Here is a 21,978-nt window from a genome sequence, read left to right on the forward strand (position 1 = left end):
TCGTTGGGGGAGGGCGCCGTCCCGGCGCCCGGGGGGAATCACTTCGGAGCGAGGCGGGTAGCGCCGTCCAGGCGGATGGTCTCGCCGTTGAGGTAGGTGTTGCCGAGAATGAAGCCGACCAGACTGGCGAAGTCTTCCGGCTTGCCCAGGCGCGACGGGAACGGGATCGAGGCGGCCAGCGACTGCTGCACGGCCTCCGGCATGCCATCGACCATCGGCGTCCAGAATACGCCTGGGGCGATGGTGTTGACGCGGATGCCGAAGCGCGACAGTTCGCGTGCCATCGGCAGCGTCATCGACACCACGCCGCCCTTGCTGGCGGCATAGGCGGCCTGGCCGATCTGGCCTTCATAGGCAGCGATGCTGGCGGTGTTGATGATGACGCCGCGCTCGCCATCGGTACCGGCCTCGTTGTGCTGCATGCGGTTGGCCGCGGCCTTGGCCACATTGAAGCTGCCGACCAGGTTGACCATCACCGTGCCCTGGAAGCCGGCCAGCGGCATTGGGCCTTCCTTGCCCAGCACGCGACCGGCGCCGAGGATGCCGGCACAGTTCATCGCCACGTTCAGGCCGCCGAGGAATTCGTGGGCCTGGTCGATGGCCGTTGCAACCGCCGCTTCATCGCTGACGTTGACGTTGAAATAGCGGGCCTTGTCGGCACCCAGTCCGGCGACGGCGGCAGCGCCCTTGTCATCGTTGAGGTCGAACAGGGCCACCTTGCCGCCCTGGGCGACGAGGTGCTGGGCCACGGCCAGGCCGAGGCCGGAGACGCCGCCAGTGATCACGGCACGTACGGAAGACAGCTGCATTGAACGGTCCTGCAGGTTCGAGAACCGCCGATTCTAACGGAAGCGGCGACCGTCGCCGTTGTGCACTGCGCCGCCCCGCCAGGAGCGGCGCAGCGGGGTGCTCAGCCGGCCGCTGCGAGCGCCTGGCCGGTGCGGCTGGCGGTGGCACGGCCGAGCAGGCCGGCCAGCCAGCGGCCGGTCTCGGCCAGTGCCGGCAGGTCCACGCCGCTGTCCAGGCCCAGGCCCTGCAGCAGATAGACCACGTCCTCGCTGGCGACGTTGCCGCTGGCACCCTTCGCATACGGGCAGCCACCGGCGCCGGAGACCGCGCTGTCGACCACGCGCACGCCTTCTTCCAGGCAGGTGGCGATGTTGGCGATGGCCTGGCCGTAGGTGTCGTGGAAGTGCACGGCCAGTGCCGTCATCGGAATCTCGGCGGCAACCGCCTGCAGCATCGCCCGTGCCTTGCGTGGGGTGCCGACGCCGATGGTGTCGCCCAGCGAGATTTCGTAACAGCCCATCTGGTGCAGGGCGCGCGCCACCCGTACCACGTCGGCCAGTGGAACCTCGCCCTGGTAGGGGCAGCCGAGCACGGTGGAGACGTAGCCGCGCACGCGCACGCCATCGGCGGCGGCGCGGCGGAGGATCGGCTCGAACCGGGCCAGCGACTCGTCGATGCCGGCATTGGTGTTGGTGCGGTTGAAGGCCTCGGACGCAGCAGTGAACACCGCCACTTCCTCCACGCCCACCGCGCGGGCGCGGTCGTAGCCCTGTTCGTTCGGCACCAGTACAGGGTAGTGGATGCCGGGGCGGCGCTGGATGCCGGCGTAGACCTCGGCGGCATCGGCCAGCTGCGGAATCCACTTCGGGCTGACGAAACTGGTCGCCTCGATGCTGCGCAGGCCGGTGGCCGACAGGCGGTTGATCAGTTCGATCTTGTCGGCGGTGGACACCGACTGCTTTTCGTTCTGCAGGCCGTCACGCGGGCCGACCTCGACGATGCGGACGTAGTCGCTCATGCAGCCACCTCGCCGACGGGGCGATGGCAGACCGCTTCGATGTTGTTGCCGTCCGGGTCGAGCACGAAGGCGGCGTAGTAATCCGGGTGGTACCACGGGCGCAGGCCCGGCGCGCCGTTGTCGCGGCCACCGGCGGTGAGGGCGGCGGCGTGGAAGGCGTCCACCTGCGCGCGGCTGGCGCAGGCGAAGGCCACGTGCACGCCGTGGCTGGCGGTGCCGCCATTGCCGAGCCAGAAGAACGGCTTGCCGTCGCTGCCGAAGCCGACGTGGTCGTGGTCGCCGGTCAGTTCGGCGCTCACTTCCATCACCACGCCGATCTGCAGTGGCGCCAGTGCCTGCAGGAAGAAAGCCTTGCTGCGCGCCAGGTCGGCGCTGGTCAAACCAAGATGATCGAGCATGTTCAGGCTTCCGTGACCCAATGGGGGGCGCGCTTGTCGAGGAAGGCGCCCAGGCCCTCCTGGCCCTCGGCGGACACCCGCAGGCGCGCGATCAGGGCGGCATTATCGCGATCCAGGGTGTCGCGGTCATGGCTGTCCCGGACCTGCCGCACCAGCTGCTTGGCGGTGGACGAGGCGATCGGGCCTGCCTTGTCGAGCAGGGCCAGCTGGCGTTCCAGCGCCTCGTCCAGGCGCTCGGGTTCGACCAGCTGGTGGACCAGGCCGATCCGCAGTGCGGTCTCGGCATCGAAGTGCTCGCCGGTGGCGAACCATCGACGGGCCTGGCGTGGGCCGATGGCCTCGATCACATAGGGGGAGATCACCGCCGGCAGCAGGCCCAAGCGGCTTTCGGTCAGGCCGAAGCGGGCCGCGGTGCTGGCGATGGCGATGTCGCAGCAGGCGACCAGGCCGACACCGCCGCCGAAGGCCGCGCCGTGGACCCGTGCCAGGGTCGGCTTGGGCAGCTCGTCCAGGGTGCGCATCAGCCGGGCCAGGGCCAGCGAGTCCTCGCGGTTATCGGCTTCGCTGGCCGCAGCCATGCCGCGCATCCACTGCATGTCGGCGCCGGCCGAGAAGGAGGCGCCATGGCCGGCCACCACCACGGCCCGGATCGAATCGTCCCGTCCGGCGGCCTCCAGCGCGGCGGTCAGCCGGGCGATCAGGCTGGCGTCGAAGGCATTGTGCAGTTCCGGCCGGTTCAGCCAGAGGGTGATGACGGCGCCGCGGCGCTCGATCTGCAAAGCATCGTTCATGGGATTCCAGGGTCACTCCATACCTGTATGGATCATAGCGGGCCATTGGTCATGGGCCATGACGCGACGCGGGAATGTTAGAATCGAGAACCATTTACATCCAGCAGAGAACACGCTAGATGACGCTGTCCGAACTGCCGCTGCACACCTCGGCCGTGGTCGAGTCCGTGCAGGACCTGCACGCCAACGATGCCATCGCCCGTCGCCTGCGCGAGCTGGGTTTCGTCAATGGCGAGGAAGTGCGCCTGGTGGCCAAAGGTCCGGTGGGGGGCGAGCCGCTGCTGGTGCAGGTCGGGTTCACCCGGTTCGCGCTGCGGATCAGTGAGGCCAAGCGCGTCGTGGTAGACGCCAACCGCCAGGAGCGACGCGCATGAGCGCTTCCGCTGCCACCGCCCCGCTGCGCATTGCGCTGGTCGGCAACCCCAACAGCGGCAAGACCGCGCTGTTCAACCAGCTGACCGGCAGTCGGCAGAAGGTCGCCAACTACACCGGCGTCACCGTAGAGCGCAAGGAGGGCCGCCTGCGTGCGCCGTCCGGCCGTGAATTCGCGGTGCTTGATCTGCCGGGCGCCTACAGCCTGCATCCGGCCAGCCTGGACGAGGCGATCACCCGCGACCTGTGCCGGGGCTTCTACCCGGGCGAAGCCGCGCCGGACGTGCTGCTGTGCGTGATCGACGCCACCAACCTGCGCCTGCACCTGCGCTTCGCGCTGGAACTGCGCGAGCTGGGCAAGCCGATGGTGGTCGCGCTGAACATGGTCGACGCCGCCCAACGCCGCGGCATCCAGGTGGATGTGGCCGCGCTGGAACGCGAGCTGGGCGTGCCGGTGGTGGAGACCGTGGCGGTGCGCAAGCAGGGCGCCAAGGCCTTGGTCGAGCGCCTCGATGCGATGGTGCCGCACCTGGATGCGCCGGTGCCGGGCCCGGAAGGTGGCATCGACTACCACGCCAAGGTGCGCGAGATCCTTTCGGTCGCCGTGCGCATGCCGGCGCGAACCGCGAAGATCGACGACGCGCTGGACCGCTGGCTGCTGCACCCGGTGTTCGGGCTGATCAGCCTTGCGGTGGTGATGTTCCTGATCTTCCAGGCGGTGTATGCCTGGGCGACGCCGTTGATGGATGGCATCGAGGCTGGCTTCGCCTGGCTCGGTACTCTCGTTGGCAGCGTGTTGCCGGAGGGTCCGCTGGCCAGCCTGCTGACCGACGGCATCATCGCCGGTGTCGGTGGCGTGGTCGTGTTCCTGCCGCAGATCCTGATCCTGTTCTTCTTCATCCTGGTGCTGGAGGAATCCGGCTACCTGCCGCGCGCGGCGTTCCTGCTCGACCGCATGATGGCCGCTGCCGGCCTGTCTGGCCGCTCGTTCATCCCGCTGCTGTCCAGCTTCGCCTGCGCGGTGCCGGGCATCATGTCCACGCGCAGCATCCAGGACCCGCGTGACCGCCTGGCCACCATCCTGGTCGCACCGCTGATGACCTGTTCGGCGCGCCTGCCGGTGTACGCGCTGCTGATCGGTGCGTTCATTCCGCAGAAGACCGTGTGGGGCGTGTTCAACCAGCAGGGCCTGGTGCTGTTCGGCCTGTACGCCGCCGGCATCCTCAGTGCGCTGGCGATGTCGTGGATCATGAAGAAGTGGCGCCGCGACAAGAGCGAGCATCCGCTGATGCTGGAGCTTCCGTCGTACCGGCTGCCGCATGCGCGCGACCTGGCGGTGGGGCTGTACGAGCGCGGCATGATCTTCCTCAAGCGCGTCGGCGGCATCATCCTGGCGCTGACCATCCTGCTGTGGGTGCTGCTGTCGTTCCCAGCGGCGCCGGCGGGCGCCACGATGCCGGCCATCGACTATAGCTACGCCGGCCAGATCGGCCATGCGATGGCGGTGTTCTTCGCACCGCTGGGCTTCAACTGGCAGATCTGCATCGCGCTGATCCCGGGCCTGGCCGCGCGTGAGGTGGCGGTGTCGTCGCTGGCGACGGTGTATGCGCTGTCGGCGGCGGATGACGATGCGGCCAGCCAGGCACTGACCCCGTTGATCAGCGATGGCTGGTCGCTGGCCACGGCCCTGTCGCTGCTGGTCTGGTACATCTACGCACCGATGTGCATCTCGACGCTGGCCACCATCAAGCGCGAGACCAACTCGTGGAAGCAGATGGGCTTTGCCGCGTTCTACCTGTTCGCCGCAGCTTACGTGGCGGCGCTGATCACCTACCAGGTGACCAGGGCGCTGGGAGGTGGCTGATGGATACCGGGCTGCTGATCCAGTACCTGATCATCGCGGTGGCCGTGCTGGTCAGTGCCTGGGTGGTGCTGAAGAAGCAGTTCCCCGGCACGGTGCGCAAGCTGCGCGGTGCCTTGGCGCTGGCCCTGCTGAAGCCGGGCCGCGCGGCCTGGGCGCAGGCGCTGGGGCGGAAGATCGCGCCGCCTGCCAGCGGAGGTGGCGGTGCCTGTGGCGGTTGCGACAGTTGCGGGCCGACCAACAAGAAGTAGCGTCGAGCCATGCTCGACGGCGGCTGTGCGGCGGGTGCGAACTTTCGGCCTGTGGGTGCGAACCTTGGTTCGCACGCTTTCCGGGGTTCAGACCTCTTTGCGGATGATCGCGCGAAAGCGTCCCTCCTGCTGCATCCGCCGTACCGATGCGCGATTTCCATGGGTCGCTGCGAAGCCCGCCACGTCGGCAAGGGCATTGAGCAGCAGGCGCTTCATCGCGTTGCGATCGCCAGCATCGAGCAGGTCATGAAGATCCTGCTGGGTGAAAGCCCGGCGCAGGCCTGGCGTCTCTTCGATACGCCAGTCGACATGCGGCGTGGGGATGCTGGAGCGGTACCTGAAAGCCGTTTCAAGATCGTCGGGCGTGAGGGGGTGCAAGAGCAACTCTGGAAAGTAGAGTCCAGCATTCACATAGAAACCGCGGCTTTCGCTGGCGCGTTGGTGATTCACGACAAGCAGGGCGTCATCCAGCAAGCGGTAGCGGGTGGTCGTGGTCCCGGCATAGCCGGTCTTCCTGGCGCACTTGCTGAAGACGGTCGCGGATTTCATGGGCGTTGCCTGGACCGGAAGAGGGGACCACAGCCTTGAGTGGCCGCGTTTCTGCGTCCAGTGGTAAACGCGACATCTACGGTGTCGCATGCGCTCCGCCTGGTGCGGTCAAGCGAGGCGTACCCAGGGAGGAACGAGCATCCATTGCGCGGAAGGTCACCCAGCGTCGCAGTGACGGCGCTTGCCGGAGCAGGCGTGCTGCCGCTAGCCTGCAGGCATGAACCAGACTCCCCTGCGATTGCTCATTCACGGCGCCTCCGGGCGCATGGGCCAGGCCCTGCTGCGGCTGGCCGCCGAACATCCCGAAACCCTGCAGATCGTGGCCGCCGTGACCGGCCGTGCGCCGGCGCAGCGCGTGGTCGACGGCGTGCCGTTCTTTGGTGCCAGCGAACTGTCCGGTGCGCCGGTGTTCGACGTGGCCATTGACTTCAGCCTGCCGGAGGGCTTCGACCCGATGCTGGCGCTGTGCCTGGAACGCGGCGCGGGGCTGGTGTCGGGTACCACCGGCATCTCCGGCACGCAGCGGCAGGCGCTGGATGCAGCAGCGGCGAAGATCCCGTTGGTCTGGGCGTCGAACTTCAGCCTGGGCGTGGCGGTGCTGGACGAGCTGGTGGAGCGCGCCGCGCAGGCGCTGGCCGGCTGGGACTGCGATATCGTCGAATCGCACCACACGCAGAAGAAGGACGCACCATCAGGCACCGCGCTAACCCTGGGCGCGGCCGCGCAGCGCGGCGGAGCGGAGCCGCATTACGCGAGCCTGCGTGCTGGCGACATCGTAGGTGAGCATCTGGTGCAGTTCACCGGGCTGGGCGAGCGCATCGAGCTGGTGCATAGGGCCACCAACCGCGACATCTTCGCCCGCGGTGCGCTGTTCGCCGCCCGCCAGCTGCAGGGCCGGGCCCCGGGCAGCTACCGGGTGCGCGATCTGCTGGACGGGCCGCGTTAACCGGTAGCGCCGGGCCGTGCCCGGCGTCGGTGTCGGTTTCGCCGGGCATGGCCCGGCGCTACCAGCGGGCGCCGCATACGCCGCCGGATTGAAATGAATACGCAATCGCCTGTTCATGAAGCGCGATAACCGCTGGCGCGAGCGCCCCGGCAGCGTTACAATTCGCACTCGCCGAATCACGAAAGCCGGACCGGTCCCAGACCGCACGTCCGCGCTTTTTTGCAACCGGATTTCCGTGAAGCGCAGGCGTGACTTCGGCAGCCCCCTCGGTAGCCAAAGTGAGATTCCAGTGACCCAAGCCGCAATCCTCGTCCTCGAAGACGGCACCGTATTCGAGGGCGAATCCGTAGGCGCGCCCGGCCTGTCCGTCGGTGAAGTGGTGTTCAACACCGCCATGACCGGCTATCAGGAAGTATTGACCGACCCGTCCTACGCCCGGCAGATGGTCACGTTGACCTATCCGCATATCGGCAACACCGGCATGACCGACCAGGACGATGAAGCGTCCAAGGTATGGTCGGCCGGTCTGATCGTGCGCGACGTCCCGCGCCGTCCCAGCAACTGGCGCAGCCAGCTGTCGCTGCAGGACTGGCTGATCCAGCGGGGCGTGGTCGCCATCGCCGGCATCGACACCCGCAAGCTGACCCGCATCCTGCGCGAGAAGGGCGCGCAGAACGGTGCGCTGATGGCCGGCGACATCGACGTGGAAAAGGCACTGGAAGCCGCCCGCAAGTTCCCGGGCCTGAAGGGCATGGATCTGGCCAAGGTCGTCACTACCGAGAAGACCTACACCTGGACCGAGGGCCAGCTGGACCTGGATGCCAATGCTTTCGTCAGCGTGCCGGCCCGGTTCAAGGTCGTGGCCTACGACTTCGGCGTGAAGACCAACATCCTGCGCATGCTGGCCGAGCGCGGCTGCGAAGTGACCGTGGTGCCGGCGCAGACCCCGGCCGCCGAAGTGCTGGCACTGAAGCCGGACGGCGTGTTCCTGTCCAATGGCCCGGGTGACCCGGAACCGTGCGACTACGCCATCGACGCGATCAAGGCCTTCATCGACGTGAAGATCCCGACCTTCGGCATCTGCCTGGGCCACCAGCTGCTCGGCCTGGCCTCTGGCGCGAAGACCATGAAGATGGGCCATGGCCACCACGGTGCCAACCACCCGGTGCAGGACCTGGACAGTGGCCGGGTGATGATCACCTCGCAGAACCACGGTTTTGCGATCGATGAAGCAACCCTGCCGCCGACCCTGCGCGTGACCCACCGTTCGCTGTTCGACGGCACCAACCAGGGTGTCGCCCGCACCGACGTGCCGGCGTTCTCGTTCCAGGGCCATCCGGAAGCATCCCCGGGCCCGCACGATGTCGGTCCGCTGTTCGACCGCTTCGTGGCGCTGATGGAGCAGGCCAAGGCGTGATCAGTACGCCGCCGGCCTGCCGGTGGCGTCGCGATGGACCGTAAACCCCGCATCGCTGCTGCCCCTGGCGCGGCGCTGCGGATCAAGATTCCTGATCGACAGCGTGCGATCACCCCCCTTGTCACGCTGTACTGACTTAGAGAAGAAAATGCCCAAGCGCACTGACCTCAAGACCATCCTCATCATCGGTGCTGGCCCGATCGTCATCGGCCAGGCCTGCGAGTTCGACTACTCCGGCGCCCAGGCCTGCAAGGCCCTGCGTGACGAGGGTTACCGCGTGGTGCTGGTCAACAGCAACCCGGCCACGATCATGACCGACCCGGAGATGGCCGACGCCGTCTACATCGAGCCGATCAACTGGCAGACGGTCGAGAAGATCATCGCCAAGGAAAAGCCCGATGCGCTGCTGCCGACCATGGGTGGCCAGACCGCGCTGAACTGCGCGCTGGACCTGGCCGACAACGGCGTGCTGGAGAAGTACAACGTCGAACTGATCGGCGCCAAGCGCGAAGCGATCCGCATGGCCGAAGACCGCGAGCTGTTCCGCGTGGCCATGGGTGAGATCGGCCTGGAATGCCCGACCGCCGCCGTCGCCCACACCCTGGACGAAGCGCTGGAGATCCAGACCCGCGTCGGCTACCCGACCATCATCCGCCCCAGCTTCACCCTGGGCGGCAGCGGTGGCGGCATCGCCTACAACCGCGAAGAGCTGGTCGAGATCGTCAGCCGTGGCCTGGAACTGTCGCCGACCACCGAAGTGCTGGTGGAAGAGTCGGTGCTGGGCTGGAAGGAGTTCGAGATGGAAGTGGTCCGCGACACTGCGGACAACTGCATCATCGTCTGCTCGATCGAAAACCTGGACCCGATGGGCGTGCACACCGGTGACTCGATCACCGTGGCCCCGGCGCAGACCCTGACCGACAAGGAATACCAGCGCCTGCGCGATGCCTCCATCGCCGTGCTGCGCAAGATCGGCGTCGACACCGGTGGCTCGAACGTGCAGTTCGGCATCAACCCGAAGACCGGCCGCGTGGTCGTCATCGAGATGAACCCGCGTGTGTCGCGTTCCTCGGCGCTGGCCTCCAAGGCCACCGGCTTCCCGATCGCCAAGGTCGCCGCCAAGCTGGCCGTGGGTTACACCCTGGACGAACTGAAGAACGAGATCACCGGTGGCCTGACCCCGGCCTCGTTCGAGCCGTCGATCGACTACGTCGTCACCAAGATCCCGCGTTTCGCCTTCGAGAAGTTCCCGGCCGCCGACGCTCGCCTGACCACCCAGATGAAGTCGGTGGGCGAGGTGATGGCGATGGGCCGTACCTTCCAGGAGTCGGTGCAGAAGGCCCTGCGTGGCCTGGAAACCGGCAAGGTCGGCTTCGACCCGACCGGCCTGGACCTGGCCAACGAAGACGACCTGCAGACCCTGCGCCGCGAGTTGAAGGCGCCGGGCCCGGAGCGCCTGTTCTTCGTCGCCGACGCGTTCCGCGCCGGCATGAGCGTGGAAGAGATCTACGCACTGTCGTTCATCGACCACTGGTTCCTGGACCAGATCGAGGAAATCATCGCTGCAGAAGGCGAAGTCGCTGCCGGTGGCATCGACGCGCTGGACGCCGCACGCCTGCGCAAGCTGAAGCGCGCTGGCTTCTCCGATGCGCGCCTGGCGCAGCTGACCGGCACCAATGAAGCCGCCATCCGCGCGCTGCGTCGTGCGCACAAGGTGCGCCCGGTCTACAAGCGCGTGGACTCCTGCGCCGGCGAGTTCTCCACCGGTACCGCCTACCTGTACTCGACCTACGAGGACGAGTGCGAGGCCGCGCCGAGCAACCGCGACAAGATCATGATCCTGGGTGGTGGCCCGAACCGCATCGGCCAGGGCATCGAGTTCGACTACTGCTGCGTGCATGCGGCACTGGCGCTGCGCGAGGATGGCTATGAAACCATCATGGTCAACTGCAACCCGGAAACCGTGTCGACCGACTATGACACCTCCGACCGCCTGTACTTCGAACCGCTGACCCTGGAAGACGTGCTGGAAATCGTCGATCTGGAGCAGCCGAAGGGCGTGATCGTGCAGTACGGCGGCCAGACCCCGCTGAAGCTGGCGCGCGCGCTGGAAGCCAACGGCGTGCCGGTGATCGGCACCAGCCCGGACTCGATCGACCTGGCCGAAGACCGTGAGCGCTTCCAGCAGCTGGTCGACAAGCTGGGCCTGAAGCAGCCGCCGAACCGCATCGCCCGCAACGACCAGGAAGCCCTGCTGCTGGCCCGCGAGATCGGCTACCCGCTGGTGGTGCGCCCGAGCTACGTGCTGGGCGGCCGTGCGATGGAGATCGTCTACGGCGAAGCCGACCTGGCCCGCTACGTGCGCGACGCGGTGAAGGTGTCCAACGATTCGCCGGTGCTGCTGGACCGCTTCCTCGACAACGCCGTCGAGTGCGACGTCGACATCATCGCCGATGCCCAGGGCAACGTCCTGATCGGCGGCGTGATGGAGCACATCGAAGAAGCCGGCGTGCACTCGGGCGATTCCTCGTGCTCGCTGCCGCCGTACTCGCTGTCGGCTGAAACCCAGGCCGAGCTGCGCCGCCAGGTGGTGGAGCTGGCCAAGGCCCTGAACGTGGTCGGCCTGATGAACACCCAGTTCGCGATCCAGACCAGCGACGAGGGTGCCGACACCATCTACCTGCTGGAAGTGAACCCACGTGCCTCGCGCACCGTGCCGTTCGTGTCCAAGGCCACCGGCATGCCGCTGGCCAAGATCGCCGCGCGCTGCATGGCCGGCAAGAGCCTGGCCGAGCAGGGCGCGACCAAGGAAATCGTACCGGACTACTACTCGGTGAAGGAAGCGATCTTCCCGTTTGCCAAGTTCCAGGGCGTCGACCCGATCCTCGGGCCGGAGATGCGCTCCACCGGTGAGGTGATGGGCGTGGGCCGCAGCTTCAACGCCGCCTTCGCGCGTGCGCAGGAAGCCGGTGGCATCAAGGCACCGCCGGTCGGCAAGGCCTTCGTTTCGGTCCGCGATCCGGACAAGAAGCGCGTGCTGCCGGTGGCCAAGGCGCTGCTGGCGCGTGGCTACAGCCTGGTTGCTACCCGTGGCACTGCCGCGTGGCTGCAGCAGCACGGCATGGACTGCGAGATCATCAACAAGGTGGTCGAAGGCCGTCCGCACATCGTCGACTCGATCAAGAACGGCGAGATCGTCTACATCGTCAACACGACCGAAGGTCGTTCGGCGATCAACGACTCGTTCTCGATCCGTCGCGAGGCGCTGCAGCATCGCGTCACCTACTCGACCACCATTGCCGGCGCCAAGGCGCTGGTGGATTCACTGGAATTCCGCGGCACCGGCCCCGTCTGGTCGCTGCAGGAGCTGCACAAGGAGTTGAATGCATGAGAGCCCCCATCACGATGAAGGGCGCGCAGAAGCTGCGCGACGAACTGGATCACCTGAAGTCGGTCAAGCGCCCGAAGGTGATCGCCGCCATCGCCGAAGCGCGTGAGCATGGTGACCTGAAGGAGAACGCCGAGTACCACGCCGCGCGCGAGGAACAGGGCTTCATCGAAGGCCGCATCAAGCAGCTGGAAGGCGAGCTGTCGCACGCCGAGATCATCGACGTGAGCAAGCTCAACGCCGGCTCCAAGGTGGTGTTCGGCGCCAGCGTGACGCTGGCCGACGTGGAAACCGACGAAGAGAAGAAGTACCAGATCGTCGGTGACCTGGAAGCGGACATCAAGCTGGGCCTGATCGCGATTTCCTCGCCGGTGGCGCGCGCGATGATCGGCAAGCTGGAAGGCGATTCGATCGTGATCGACGCCCCGGCCGGCCAGCGCGAGTACGAGATCGTCAGCGTCAGCTACGTGGACTGACCACGTGGCGACGGCGACCCTGCTGTTGCCTGCACGCAGCCGCTTTGCCGCGGCTGCGTTGCCGGACGATGTGGCGCGTGCGCTCGGCCGTGCCACGACCGTGCAGGTCGCGCCGGGCGAACGCGCGCAGCTGACGCGCCATTTTGCGGTTGCCGCGCCGCACTGGCCGGTGGCCGCGTTGACCCGCCAGCGCGACGTCGGCGATGCGGCCGGCGCCAGCTGGCTGCGTGCCGATCCGGCCTGCATGGTGCCGGACATGCATGGCGCGCGGATGATGGCCTACGGCGAAACGCTGCGGCCGACCTTGGCCGACAGCCTGGCGTTGCTGCCGGTGCTGCAGCCGTTGTTCGCCGATGCCGGATTCGTGCTCGACGCACCCGATCCCTCGCGTTGGTACCTGCGGCTTCCGATCGACCTGGCCCTGCCGGATTTCGACAGTCCGGACGAGGTCCTCGGCGATGACCTGTTCTCGCACCTGCCGGAGGGCGAGGGCGGCCGTCGCTGGCGGGCGCTGATGACCGAGGCGCAGGTGCTGCTGCACAACCATTCCTGGAACCAGCAGCGCGCCGCGCAGGGGCAACAGCCGATCAATTCGCTGTGGTTCTGGGGCGGCGGCGTGATGCCGGTGTCGGTCAGCACGCCGCACGCACAGGTGCGCAGCCGCGATGCCCTGCTGCAGGGCCTGGCCCTGGCGGCTGGCGTAGCCGTCGATGGCGAGCAGGCGGTGGATGCACTGGTCGACCTGCGCCAGCTGCGTTCCCTGCAGCAGCTCGGCAACGATGCGATCCGTCCGCTGCTGGCCGCGCTGAAGCGCGGCGAGCTGCAGCGGCTGGTGCTGGATTTCGAGGACGGCCTGCAGTTCCAGCTGGATCGCGGACAGCGCTGGCAGTTCTGGAAGAAGCCGCGCCAGCTTCACGACTGATCGGGGCTCGGCCGAGCGGGGTCGGATCCGTTTCCCATCGGAAACGGCGCTGACCCCCAGGGTTTGCCGGGGTTGCCGGCCAGCGGGCGGCACTATCGCAGGTAGCGGCGCCTCAACGGACCTCGCTGACCACCGTCGGCAGTGTCCAGTGCCCGCCGAGCATATTGCGACACTGGCCCGTCGTGAAATCGCTGCTTTTCACGAAGCGCTCCCCGTCCCACACCCAGTCATTGGCGGAGATGCAATCGCCGACACCGCGGCCTCGGGAGCGGCCTCGCAGCGTAGCGTCATCGCGGTCAAAATCTTCGGCCAGGTTGGTGACAAAGGTCGCCTGGTACGGCGATTTGTCTCGCACCACCCAGTAGGCGTTGCTCATGTTGTAGGCACCCACGAAGCAACTGGTGCTTGCCAGCACATGTTGGGCGTCCAGTCGCTGGATCTCGATTTCATCTGTCCCGCCATCGCTCAGGCGGCCGCACTCATCCGGCTTGGGCAGGCTGGCGATCAGTGCCTTGCGCAGGCCCGGTGCTTTCGCCAGTGCCGCGTCCGAGGCGCGCGGTGCCACCAGCGTGCCGCGCACGATCACTGGCACCGGCAACGCCGCAGGCACGCCTGCTTCGGGCTTGTCGCCACGCCGCACCAGCGCACCGGGGGTGCCCAGCCGGCCCTGTGCCTCGTCCATCTTCAGCAGTACGGCCGCTGCACCGCGGTCGGAGATCGGCCAGGCCTTGCCCTTGCCGTCGATGATCTCGATGCGTGCCTGGCGCGGCAGTGCGGCGACCAGTGCATCGGTCTGTGCCTGCTGCAACAACACTTTGTCCCCGTCGCCGGTGTCGCGCACCGGGCCCAGGTCCTTGCCGTTCAGGCGCAGGCGCAGTGCCCCGGTCGGCGTCGGGCTTTCGCCATCCTCGCCATTGCGCAGCCGCGCGAGCACCTTCGTACCCGGGCCGCCGGCGCGCTCAAGCATCAGGCTGAGCAGGTTGCCGGGTTGTTCCGGACTGTAGCCGGCGGCGCGACAGGTGCGGGTGTTGTCACAGGCCAGCGACCAGTCGTTGTGTTCGAATTCGACCCCGGGCCTGGGCTCAGGCGTGGCGGAGTGGGCGGCCGGCGCCACGGTGAGTGCCATCAGCGCGGTCAGCAGGGTGCGGGTCATGGATGGAAGTCCGTTCCAGGGCAGGCAAGCATGGAAGATGCGGTCGTGAAATCCAAATGCTGCTGGCCGAAGAGCCAAGGTGCCTCGTCAGCAGCGGCAGCCGGCTGGGAGAGTGGTGCACGTTATGATGTGCAGGTCTTTCGTAACCGGCGATGCCGATGTCCCTTGCCGCCGATGCTGTGCAGCCCGCCTCTGATACGCCGATGATCCGCCGCCGCGATGCGGTCGTACCCGGCAGTTGGCCGGAGGGCACGCTGCCGCTGCTGGCGCGTCTCTATGCCAGCCGTGGCGCAGGTACACCGGAGTTGGCGCAGCCGAAGCTGGGCAATCTGCACGCGCCTGAGCTGCTGACCGGCATCGATGATGCGGTGGGTCTGCTGATCGAGGCCATCGCCAACGACAAGCGCATCCTGGTGGTCGGCGATTTCGATTGCGATGGCGCCACCGCCTGTGCGGTCGGCGTGCGCGGTCTGCGCATGCTCGGTGCGCAACACGTCTTCCACGCGGTGCCGAACCGCATGGTGCATGGCTATGGCCTGTCACCGTCGCTGGTGGAAGAGTTGGCCGCGCTGCAGCCGGACCTGCTGGTCACGGTCGATCACGGCATCGCCTGCCATGCGGGCGTGACCGCGGCCAAGGCACGCGGCTGGCAGGTGCTGGTCACCGACCATCACCTTCCCGGGCCGCAGCTGCCGCCGGCCGATGTCATCGTCGATCCGAATCTGGACGGTGATGCGTTCCCGAGCAAATCGCTGGCAGGCGTCGGCGTGATCTTCTACGTGCTGATGGCGCTGCGCCGGCACATGCGCGAGGCAGGTGTCTTTGCGGATGGCAAGGGCCCGGACCTGACCACGCTGCTGGACCTGGTGGCGGTCGGGACCGTTGCCGACCTGGTGGCGCTGGATCCGAACAACCGGGCACTGGTCAGCGCGGGCCTGCGCCGTCTGCGCGCAGGGCAGGGCTGTGTGGGCCTGCGTGCACTGATCGAAGCCAGTGGCCGGGATGCCGCGCGACTGACCGCCACCGACATCGGCTTCGCACTCGGCCCGCGCCTGAACGCCGCGGGCCGGCTGGAAGACATGGCGCTGGGCATCGCGCTGCTGCTGACCGAAGACCCGCGCCAGGCGCGCGAGATCGCGCAGACGCTGGAGCAGATCAATTCGGAACGGCGCGCCGTGCAGCAGTCGATGACCGATGACGCCGAGCAGGCGTTGACCCGGGTGGTGCTGGACATGGCCGGTCAGCGACCGGTGGCGGCCTGCCTGTTCGATGCTGACTGGCATCCGGGTGTGGTCGGCCTGGTCGCATCGAAGATGAAGGATCGCCTGCATCGCCCGGTGATCGCCTTCGCCCCGGCCGAACCCGGCGCCGAGATCCTGCGAGGCTCGGCGCGCTCCATTCCCGGCCTGCACATCCGTGACGCCCTGGCGCTGGTCGATGCGCGCCATCCGGGCCTGATCGAACGCTTCGGTGGCCACGCCATGGCGGCCGGCCTCAGCCTGCGGCGTGACCACGTCGATGACTTCAAGGCCGCCTTCGTCGCGGTGGTGCTGGAAATGCTCGATCCGGCGGCACTGCAGCAGCAGGTGCTCAGTGACGGCGAGCTGGCCGTGGACGAGCTGGACCATCGCCACGCCGACGCGTTGCGCCTGGCCGGGCCGTGGGGCCAGGGTTTCCCCGAGCCACTGTTCGACGGCCACTTCGAAGTGGCCAACTGGCGCGTGCTGAAGGAGCGCCACCTCAAGCTGGAACTGCGCCTGCCGGGCGTACCCGGCACCATCAACGCCATCCATTTCGGCGGCTGGCACGGCAACGCGCCATCACGTCACGTCCACCTGGCCTACCGGCTGGCCTGCGATGACTACCGTGGCGGCAGCGCCATCCAGCTGATCGTGGAGCACTGCCTGCCGGTTTGAGCGCCGCTTCGCGAGCGGGGCCGTGGGCGGCGCGCTATGCGTGGATCCAATCAACTGGCCAAGCTCAGGGCGTCACCTCGGTCACCAGCGTCGGCATGTGCCATGCACCCCCAGCCGCGACCAGCCGGCACAGGCCGGAGGTGGATTCATCGGTCTGCACAAAGCGGCGCCCGTCCCAGCCCCAACTCGCGGTGGACCAGCAATCGCCCAAGCCGCGGCCTTTGTGCGCCGAACTGATTACCCGACCATCGTCATCGCCGCCCGATGCGGTCACCAGCGTGGCCTTGAAGGGCGGTGCATCGTTCACTACCCAGTAGCCGATGCCTTCGTTGTAGGCGCCACGCCAGCAGAGCGTAGACACCAGCAGGGAAGTCCTCCCCAGCCGGGACACGCGCAGCTCCTGCGGGCCGTCCACCATCGGCAGGCCTTCGGGTGTCAGTGCGACGCAGTCGCCGCCCGGGTTGGCCGCGGCCAGCGCCCCGCGCAGTGCGGGTGAGTGTTCCAGTGCGGCATCGGTGGCTCGTGCCGCCACCAATGGCGCCAGAACCAGCGTAGGCACCGGAAGTGCGGGAGGAACTGAGGCTTCGGCGCGCGACCCCTTGCGCATCAGCGCGCCGGGAGTCTCCAGCCGGCCCTGAAATTCGTCCATCTTCAGAAGCACCGCCGAGGCGCCACGATCGGACAGCGTCCAGCGCTGGCCATCGTTGCCGACCGCCACGATGCGGCTGCTGCGCGCCAGCGAGGCCAGGAGTGCCTTGGTCTGCGCTGTAGACAGTGTCGCCGTGTCTGCGGTCAACGACAGCGCGCCCAGATCCTTGCCGTTGATCTGCAGCGACAGCTGTGTCGGCAGCTTGACCTCGTTGTACTGGCCCAGCATCAGTTCGGCGCTGACCGGCTGGCCGGGTCCGCCCTTGCGAGTCAGCAGCACCGACACCGGCAAGTTGCCGCCGACATCGTCCTGGTAGCCGGCGGCGCGGCAGGTACGGGTGTTGTCGCAGGCCAGCATCCAGTCGTAGTGGGCGAAGCGCACCCCTTTCACGCTGCCAGCGGCGGCGGCGCCGGCCAGGACCAGCAGGATCAAGGCAATCAACGGGCGCATGGTGCATCCCTGTGTGGCGAGGACTTCCATGGTGCTGGTTGGAGGGGCGTGTGTCGATGCGAGCACAGGCGCCAACCCCATTACGGTTGCTGGTGCGTTCAAAGGTCCACGATCCCACTGGAGTCCGGTCATGGTCTTCGCCCGTTGCTGCACTGTGTTGTTGTTGGCCCTTGCGGCCTGGCCCGCTGGCGCACAGTCGCCGACGATCTCCCGGCCGCAGGCCGCCACGCCGCTGCTGATCGCGCCGGCGGCTGAGCAGCCGGTTCAATTACGACACGCCCGCATCGAGGGCGAGGTGCAGGCCGGCATCGCCCAGACCCGGATCACGCTGGAATTCCATAACCCGAACCGGCGCGTGCTGGAGGGTGAGCTGCAGTTCCCCTTGGCCGATGGCCAGCAGATCTCCGGCTTCGCGCTGGATATCAACGGCGAGATGCGTGACGCGGTGCCGGTGCCCAAGGACCGCGGCCGCCAGGTGTTCGAGGAGATCGCCCGTCGTGGCGTCGACCCGGGGCTGCTGGAACAGACCGCCGGCAACCAGTTCCGGCTGCGCATCTATCCGCTGCCGGCCGGCGGCAGCCGGCGCGTGCAGCTGGTGATCCGCGAGTCGTTGGCCTTCGCCGGCCAAGGCTGGCAGTGGACGCTGCCGCTGCAGTTTGCCGCCGGTGCAGCCTCGGTTGAGCTGAAACTGCAGGCCCCCGTCACGGCCACCGCGGGTACGGCGCCATTCCGCATCAGCGCGGGCCAGCTGCAGTGGCAGGGCAGGGGTGCGCAGCTGCCGCAACAGCTGCAGTGGCAGCTGCCGGCAGCCCGCCAGGCACAGGTGCAGGTGGCGCCCTGGCAGGACGGCCATTACCTGCTGGCGCAGCTGCCGGTGGCGGCCAGCAGCACGCCGCGCACGTTGCCCAGTGAGATCGGGTTGCTGTGGGACGGCTCCGGCTCGGCGGGGCAGCGTGACCGCACGCGCGAGTTCGCCCTGCTGGATCGCTACTTCGCCGCGATGGGTGACGGCACCGTGGCGTTGACCATGCTGCGCGATCGCGCCGAACAGGTGAGTCGATTCCGTATCCGCGCCGGCAACTGGAATGAACTGCGCGCAGCCCTGCAGGCCCTGCGCCCGGACGGTGCCAGCGCGCTGGCCCAGTGGCAGCCGCAGCCGAGTGTGAAGGAATACCTGCTGGTCAGTGATGGCCTGCTGACCTATGGGCCGGAGCAATTGCCGAGGCTGGCACCGGATCAGCGCCTGTTCGCGATCAGCAGCGCCGGTGCCCGCACCGATGCCGTGCGACTGCGCGGCTGGAGCGAATCCCATGGCGGTCGCTTCGTCGCGCTGGGCAAGGATGTCGATGCGGCGGCGCACGCGTTGCTGGCATCGCCGCTGGATGTGCAGGTCGATGCGGGACGCGGCGTGCAGGACGTAGTGATCGATCGGCGCAGTGAAGCCGACGGCTGGCTGTGGCTGCACGCACGACTGGCAGCCGACGGTGTGCCGATGCGGGTGCGCGTTGGCGACGGTGAGTGGGAAGCGCTGCCAGCGACGCAGAAGAGCAAGGACGGTGAACTGCTGGCCGGTTTGTGGGCGCAGGCGCGCCTGCAGCAACTGGCCGTCGACCGCCGCGGCAACCGCGAGGCCATGCAGCGCCTGTCCCAGCAGTTTGGGCTGGTGGGGCCGGATACCTCGCTGATCGTGCTGGAAACCCTGGATGACTACCTGCGCTACGCGATCCGCCCGTCCGGCAAACTGCGCGCCGAGTACGATGCCCGCTTCGCGAGGCAGGTGAGCGATCGCGCCGCTGCAGATCGCCAGCGCCTGGATGAAGTGGCGGCACACTGGAAGGAGCGCCAGCAGTGGTGGAACCGTAGCTGGCCGAAGGGAATGCCGCCGCAGCCGAAGGGCGGGGCACTGGAAGTCGCCTCCGCGGACTACGCGATGGAATCGGCGCCGGTGGCGATGCTCGCCGCGCCGGCCCCTGCGGCACCGCCCGCCCCGGCCCCGATGGCCGCCGCCGAGCAGCGCATGGAAGCCAGCAGCGCGCGTGCACGTCGCTCGGCGCCTGCATCGAACAAGGCCCTGGATTCAATCACGGTCACGGGTGGCCGTGTCGCTGCGCCCGCTGCCGCCAACGAGGGCGAGCTCGGCATCCAGCTGGCGGCCTGGCAGCCAGACTCGGCCATCGCCCGGCGCCTGCGCCAGGGGCCGCCGTCGCAACTGTATGACCGCTACCTGGCCGAGCGCGATGCCCACGCCGACAGCAGCGCCTTCTTCCTTGATGTGGCCGACCTGCTGCTGGCGCAGGGTCAGCGCGACCTGGCGCTGCGTGTGTTGTCGAACCTGGCCGAGATGGACCTGGACAATCGCCACCTGCTGCGCGTGCTCGGCTATCGGCTGATGCAGGCCGATGCCCCCGCGCTGGCGGTGCCGGTGTTCGAGCAGGTGCTGGCGATGGGCCAGGAAGAACCGCAGAGCTTCCGCGACCTCGGCCTGGCACTGGCGGCGGCCGGCAAGCCGCAGCAGGCGCTGGCGCCGCTGTACCAGGTGGTGGTGCGGCCGTGGGACAGCCGCTTCGATGGCATCGCCCTGATCGCCTTGGATGAACTGACCAATCTGGTGGCCCGCAGCACGCCCCGGCTGGATACCACCAGCATCGACCCGCGCCTGCTGCAGGCGATGCCGCTGGACCTGCGGGTGGTGCTGTCGTGGGATGCCGACAACAGCGACATGGACCTGTGGGTGACCGACCCGAACGGCGAGCGCGCCTACTACGGCAACCGCCTGACCTACCAGGGCGGGCAGATGTCGCAGGACTTCACCGGCGGCTATGGTCCCGAGCAGTTCTCGCTACGCAATGCCAAGCCGGGCAAGTACAAGGTGGAGGCGAACTACTTCGGCAGCCGCCAGCAGCTGGTGACCGGGGCGACGACGCTGATGCTGCGCCTGACCACCCACTGGGGCACGTCGAAGCAGAAGGACCAGATGGTCACGATGCGGTTGAAGGACCGCGCCGAAACCGTGCTGGTGGGCGAGTTCGAGGTACGTTGATCACTCGGACGCCCCTGTGGAGTCGAGCTTGCTCGACTGCCTCAATGTAGAGCCGAGCCTGCGCTCGGCTCATGGCAGAAGCAGCCGAGCGTGGGCTCGGCTCTACACTGCTATTTTCCGCGCATCCAAGCGTCTAGTTGTCTGGCCAGCGTGCGATTCTTGTGGGCAGACGCAACCGAATCCGCGCCTGGAACCAAATTGATACCCAGGCTTGTATTTATCTGCTTGACCCATTCGGGAAAGTGATCAAGCGTGGCGCCGATGATTGGCGGCAACTGGAAGTCGTTGCTGGTGGGTGTGTCCCGGTAGGTGACGTAGGAGCCATCACCCGAGGTCAGGTTGATTGACCAAGGGCTGTCAGGCCAACTGTTGAGGGTCAGGCTGATCCGAGGATGCCCGCTCTCGCTGCTGTACTCGCCGTCCTGATAGAGGGTGATTCTGGCGCTCCAGTCTCGGATGTTCTGCACGCGCCAACCCTGGCGCTGCACCAGCCGGACAGCGTCCCCCGCCATGATCCGCATGTCATGCAGTTGCGCCAGATTTTCACAAAGAGCGACGTACTCGCTGTTCTCCGCGCAGTGTGGTCGGGCGGCTTCGGCAGTCAGGTAAAGCACGGAGAGCGCGTGGCTTCGATCTCCGTCTCCAGACCACTTCCTGACCATCAGGTCATGTGCCATCTGGATGCGCGTGTCCTCATTGAGTTGTGCAATGAGTGCCATGCCCCAATAGAGGATTGGCCCCATTTCCTTGATATCGTGTTGCAGGGATCGGCCGGCTTCGAGAATGATCGGGGCCGACGAGCGGAATGGAAGGAATTTTTCGACCTTCTCTCGCTGGGCATGGAACGATTGGTACTTTCTGCAATGCTCCACCAGACGGGTGCGCTGTTTCAGATCGGCTGCATTTGCAACCGTGCCACTTGGCAGCTCGCCATGCTCGTTGAAGCCGAAGCAGAACAGGTGCTCGAGGCTGCGGCTGGCTTGGCGCGTGTAGTAGTCCACCGGGAGCTTTGTGAGTTCCAGATAGGCTGCAACAAGGGTGGGAAAGTCTCTCTCAGGGAGTCCGGCGACCTTCCAGTCACCCACGCGCAGCCAGTGGAAGTAGAAACGTTGCAGCAGATCCCCAGACAAGTGGCGGCCTGCTTTCGGTGCAAGTGCTCCGAGTTGGTAGTGATAGCTCGGGTAAATGTCGCCTTGACATTCCTCAGCAAGCGCAGCTTCTTCCGAGTTAACAAAGGCGACCAGCAGATTGATGTCGGATTGATCCATTGCAGCGTTCCCGGCAAAAAGTGCCTTCCGTCGAAAAGGCGACTTCCTACACTGGCAGGGCGCTGTTGAGCTTCCAATGCGAATAGTTGCAAATGCCATGAACATGCTGCGTATCCGTTGCCCGTACGAGGTCCCGTGGGGAGTCCCCAGCATCGATGCTGGTCTATCAGCCAGCCAGCACGTCAGCCAAGACGCGCCGGCGCTGGTGCGTCCGTGACAGTGTCATCAGTAGTGGCCAGCCAGAAGTGGATTGCCGGCCGGTGGACGTGTAGAGCCGAGCCCATGCTCGGCTCAGGGCAGAAGCAGCCGAGCGTGGACTCGGCT

At 67.2% G+C, this 21,978-nt stretch carries 18 protein-coding genes; 10 read left to right on the forward strand and 8 right to left on the reverse strand.

The window, feature by feature from the left end; translation table 11 throughout:
• Positions 1 to 38: 38 nt before the first annotated feature.
• From AC5P7R_RS19665 to AC5P7R_RS19680, 4 genes are all read right to left on the reverse strand, one after another.
• A complete protein-coding gene (locus AC5P7R_RS19665) occupies positions 39 to 809 on the reverse strand; it encodes an SDR family oxidoreductase (protein WP_049396115.1) in 771 nt (256 codons plus the stop codon).
• A 101-nt stretch (positions 810 to 910) separates the two neighbouring features.
• Positions 911 to 1,807: a hydroxymethylglutaryl-CoA lyase gene (locus AC5P7R_RS19670; RefSeq protein ID WP_106550414.1), complete on the reverse strand. Its 897-nt coding sequence runs from the start codon at positions 1,805 to 1,807 to the stop codon at positions 911 to 913.
• Entirely contained in the window at positions 1,804 to 2,205 is a 402-nt protein-coding gene (locus AC5P7R_RS19675; RefSeq protein ID WP_019661453.1) for a VOC family protein, read from the reverse strand. The genes AC5P7R_RS19670 and AC5P7R_RS19675 overlap by 4 nt, the downstream gene beginning before the upstream one ends.
• 2 nt (positions 2,206 to 2,207) lie before the next feature.
• The gene (locus AC5P7R_RS19680) at positions 2,208 to 2,996 is read right to left on the reverse strand and encodes an enoyl-CoA hydratase-related protein (RefSeq protein ID WP_019661454.1); all 789 of its coding nucleotides are present in this window, start codon (positions 2,994 to 2,996) and stop codon (positions 2,208 to 2,210) included.
• Between the two features lie 119 nt (positions 2,997 to 3,115).
• Between AC5P7R_RS19680 and AC5P7R_RS19685 the strand changes: the two genes are divergently transcribed.
• From AC5P7R_RS19685 to AC5P7R_RS19695, 3 genes are read left to right on the forward strand one after another with little or no spacing between them, the layout of a single operon-like run.
• Complete coding sequence (locus AC5P7R_RS19685; protein WP_021204543.1) at positions 3,116 to 3,370, forward strand: FeoA family protein; 255 nt, start codon at positions 3,116 to 3,118, stop codon at positions 3,368 to 3,370.
• A complete protein-coding gene (gene feoB / locus AC5P7R_RS19690; RefSeq protein ID WP_021204544.1) occupies positions 3,367 to 5,232 on the forward strand; it encodes a ferrous iron transporter B in 1,866 nt (621 codons plus the stop codon). The genes AC5P7R_RS19685 and feoB overlap by 4 nt, the downstream gene beginning before the upstream one ends.
• A complete protein-coding gene (locus AC5P7R_RS19695; protein WP_021204545.1) occupies positions 5,232 to 5,480 on the forward strand; it encodes a DUF6587 family protein in 249 nt (82 codons plus the stop codon). Before feoB ends, AC5P7R_RS19695 begins: the two co-directional genes overlap by 1 nt.
• 87 nt (positions 5,481 to 5,567) lie before the next feature.
• Here AC5P7R_RS19695 and AC5P7R_RS19700 read toward each other — a convergent pair whose 3' ends face one another.
• Entirely contained in the window at positions 5,568 to 6,029 is a 462-nt protein-coding gene (locus AC5P7R_RS19700) for a DUF4304 domain-containing protein (protein ID WP_111098921.1), read from the reverse strand.
• Between the two features lie 217 nt (positions 6,030 to 6,246).
• Between AC5P7R_RS19700 and dapB the strand changes: the two genes are divergently transcribed.
• From dapB to AC5P7R_RS19725, 5 genes are all read left to right on the forward strand, one after another.
• Positions 6,247 to 6,975: a 4-hydroxy-tetrahydrodipicolinate reductase gene (gene dapB / locus AC5P7R_RS19705; protein WP_111104154.1), complete on the forward strand. Its 729-nt coding sequence runs from the start codon at positions 6,247 to 6,249 to the stop codon at positions 6,973 to 6,975.
• 289 nt (positions 6,976 to 7,264) lie between these two features.
• Entirely contained in the window at positions 7,265 to 8,392 is a 1,128-nt protein-coding gene (gene carA, locus AC5P7R_RS19710; RefSeq protein ID WP_031270821.1) for a glutamine-hydrolyzing carbamoyl-phosphate synthase small subunit, read from the forward strand.
• 148 nt (positions 8,393 to 8,540) lie between these two features.
• Positions 8,541 to 11,783 carry a carbamoyl-phosphate synthase large subunit gene (carB, locus tag AC5P7R_RS19715; RefSeq protein WP_188250568.1) on the forward strand — a complete coding sequence of 1,081 codons (3,243 nt, stop codon included), beginning with the start codon at positions 8,541 to 8,543 and terminating at the stop codon, positions 11,781 to 11,783.
• Positions 11,784 to 11,791: 8 nt separating this feature from the next.
• Positions 11,792 to 12,256: a transcription elongation factor GreA gene (gene greA, locus AC5P7R_RS19720; RefSeq protein ID WP_026347191.1), complete on the forward strand. Its 465-nt coding sequence runs from the start codon at positions 11,792 to 11,794 to the stop codon at positions 12,254 to 12,256.
• 4 nt (positions 12,257 to 12,260) lie between these two features.
• Positions 12,261 to 13,178 (forward strand): hypothetical protein, encoded by a 918-nt coding sequence (locus AC5P7R_RS19725; RefSeq protein WP_019661463.1) that lies wholly within the window; start codon positions 12,261 to 12,263, stop codon positions 13,176 to 13,178.
• A 112-nt stretch (positions 13,179 to 13,290) separates the two neighbouring features.
• On the opposite strand, the gene AC5P7R_RS19730 is transcribed toward AC5P7R_RS19725, so the two are convergent.
• Positions 13,291 to 14,331 carry a DUF1176 domain-containing protein gene (locus tag AC5P7R_RS19730; RefSeq protein ID WP_478436480.1) on the reverse strand — a complete coding sequence of 347 codons (1,041 nt, stop codon included), beginning with the start codon at positions 14,329 to 14,331 and terminating at the stop codon, positions 13,291 to 13,293.
• A 158-nt stretch (positions 14,332 to 14,489) separates the two neighbouring features.
• Between AC5P7R_RS19730 and recJ the strand changes: the two genes are divergently transcribed.
• Positions 14,490 to 16,247 (forward strand): single-stranded-DNA-specific exonuclease RecJ, encoded by a 1,758-nt coding sequence (gene recJ, locus AC5P7R_RS19735; RefSeq protein ID WP_478405840.1) that lies wholly within the window; start codon positions 14,490 to 14,492, stop codon positions 16,245 to 16,247.
• A 64-nt stretch (positions 16,248 to 16,311) separates the two neighbouring features.
• On the opposite strand, the gene AC5P7R_RS19740 is transcribed toward recJ, so the two are convergent.
• Entirely contained in the window at positions 16,312 to 17,346 is a 1,035-nt protein-coding gene (locus AC5P7R_RS19740) for a DUF1176 domain-containing protein (protein WP_164145175.1), read from the reverse strand.
• A gap of 130 nt (positions 17,347 to 17,476) precedes the next feature.
• On the opposite strand from AC5P7R_RS19740, the gene AC5P7R_RS19745 reads away from it, so the two are divergent.
• Positions 17,477 to 20,386: a DUF2135 domain-containing protein gene (locus AC5P7R_RS19745; protein WP_478436481.1), complete on the forward strand. Its 2,910-nt coding sequence runs from the start codon at positions 17,477 to 17,479 to the stop codon at positions 20,384 to 20,386.
• A 110-nt stretch (positions 20,387 to 20,496) separates the two neighbouring features.
• Here the strand turns inward: AC5P7R_RS19745 and AC5P7R_RS19750 are convergent, their stop codons facing one another.
• Positions 20,497 to 21,654: a hypothetical protein gene (locus tag AC5P7R_RS19750; protein ID WP_478436483.1), complete on the reverse strand. Its 1,158-nt coding sequence runs from the start codon at positions 21,652 to 21,654 to the stop codon at positions 20,497 to 20,499.
• Positions 21,655 to 21,978 lie beyond the last annotated feature (324 nt).

The sequence above is a fragment of the Stenotrophomonas sp. YJH_SMC_27 genome (genome assembly GCF_059369815.1).

Bases quoted from the DNA above. Each gene is read 5' to 3' on its own strand.
- AC5P7R_RS19695 (WP_021204545.1), top strand. From the start codon at position 5,232: ATGGATACCGGGCTGCTGATCCAGTACCTGATCATCGCGGTGGCCGTG.
- AC5P7R_RS19730 (WP_478436480.1), bottom strand. From the start codon at position 14,331: ATGACCCGCACCCTGCTGACCGCGCTGATGGCACTCACCGTGGCGCCG.
- AC5P7R_RS19700 (WP_111098921.1), bottom strand. From the start codon at position 6,029: ATGAAATCCGCGACCGTCTTCAGCAAGTGCGCCAGGAAGACCGGCTAT.
- AC5P7R_RS19685 (WP_021204543.1), top strand. From the start codon at position 3,116: ATGACGCTGTCCGAACTGCCGCTGCACACCTCGGCCGTGGTCGAGTCC.
- AC5P7R_RS19670 (WP_106550414.1), bottom strand. From the start codon at position 1,807: ATGAGCGACTACGTCCGCATCGTCGAGGTCGGCCCGCGTGACGGCCTG.
- AC5P7R_RS19740 (WP_164145175.1), bottom strand. From the start codon at position 17,346: ATGCGCCCGTTGATTGCCTTGATCCTGCTGGTCCTGGCCGGCGCCGCC.
- AC5P7R_RS19750 (WP_478436483.1), bottom strand. From the start codon at position 21,654: ATGGATCAATCCGACATCAATCTGCTGGTCGCCTTTGTTAACTCGGAA.
- AC5P7R_RS19665 (WP_049396115.1), bottom strand. From the start codon at position 809: ATGCAGCTGTCTTCCGTACGTGCCGTGATCACTGGCGGCGTCTCCGGC.
- dapB (WP_111104154.1), top strand. From the start codon at position 6,247: ATGAACCAGACTCCCCTGCGATTGCTCATTCACGGCGCCTCCGGGCGC.
- recJ (WP_478405840.1), top strand. From the start codon at position 14,490: ATGTCCCTTGCCGCCGATGCTGTGCAGCCCGCCTCTGATACGCCGATG.
- AC5P7R_RS19745 (WP_478436481.1), top strand. From the start codon at position 17,477: ATGGTCTTCGCCCGTTGCTGCACTGTGTTGTTGTTGGCCCTTGCGGCC.
- feoB (WP_021204544.1), top strand. From the start codon at position 3,367: ATGAGCGCTTCCGCTGCCACCGCCCCGCTGCGCATTGCGCTGGTCGGC.
- AC5P7R_RS19680 (WP_019661454.1), bottom strand. From the start codon at position 2,996: ATGAACGATGCTTTGCAGATCGAGCGCCGCGGCGCCGTCATCACCCTC.
- AC5P7R_RS19675 (WP_019661453.1), bottom strand. From the start codon at position 2,205: ATGCTCGATCATCTTGGTTTGACCAGCGCCGACCTGGCGCGCAGCAAG.
- carB (WP_188250568.1), top strand. From the start codon at position 8,541: ATGCCCAAGCGCACTGACCTCAAGACCATCCTCATCATCGGTGCTGGC.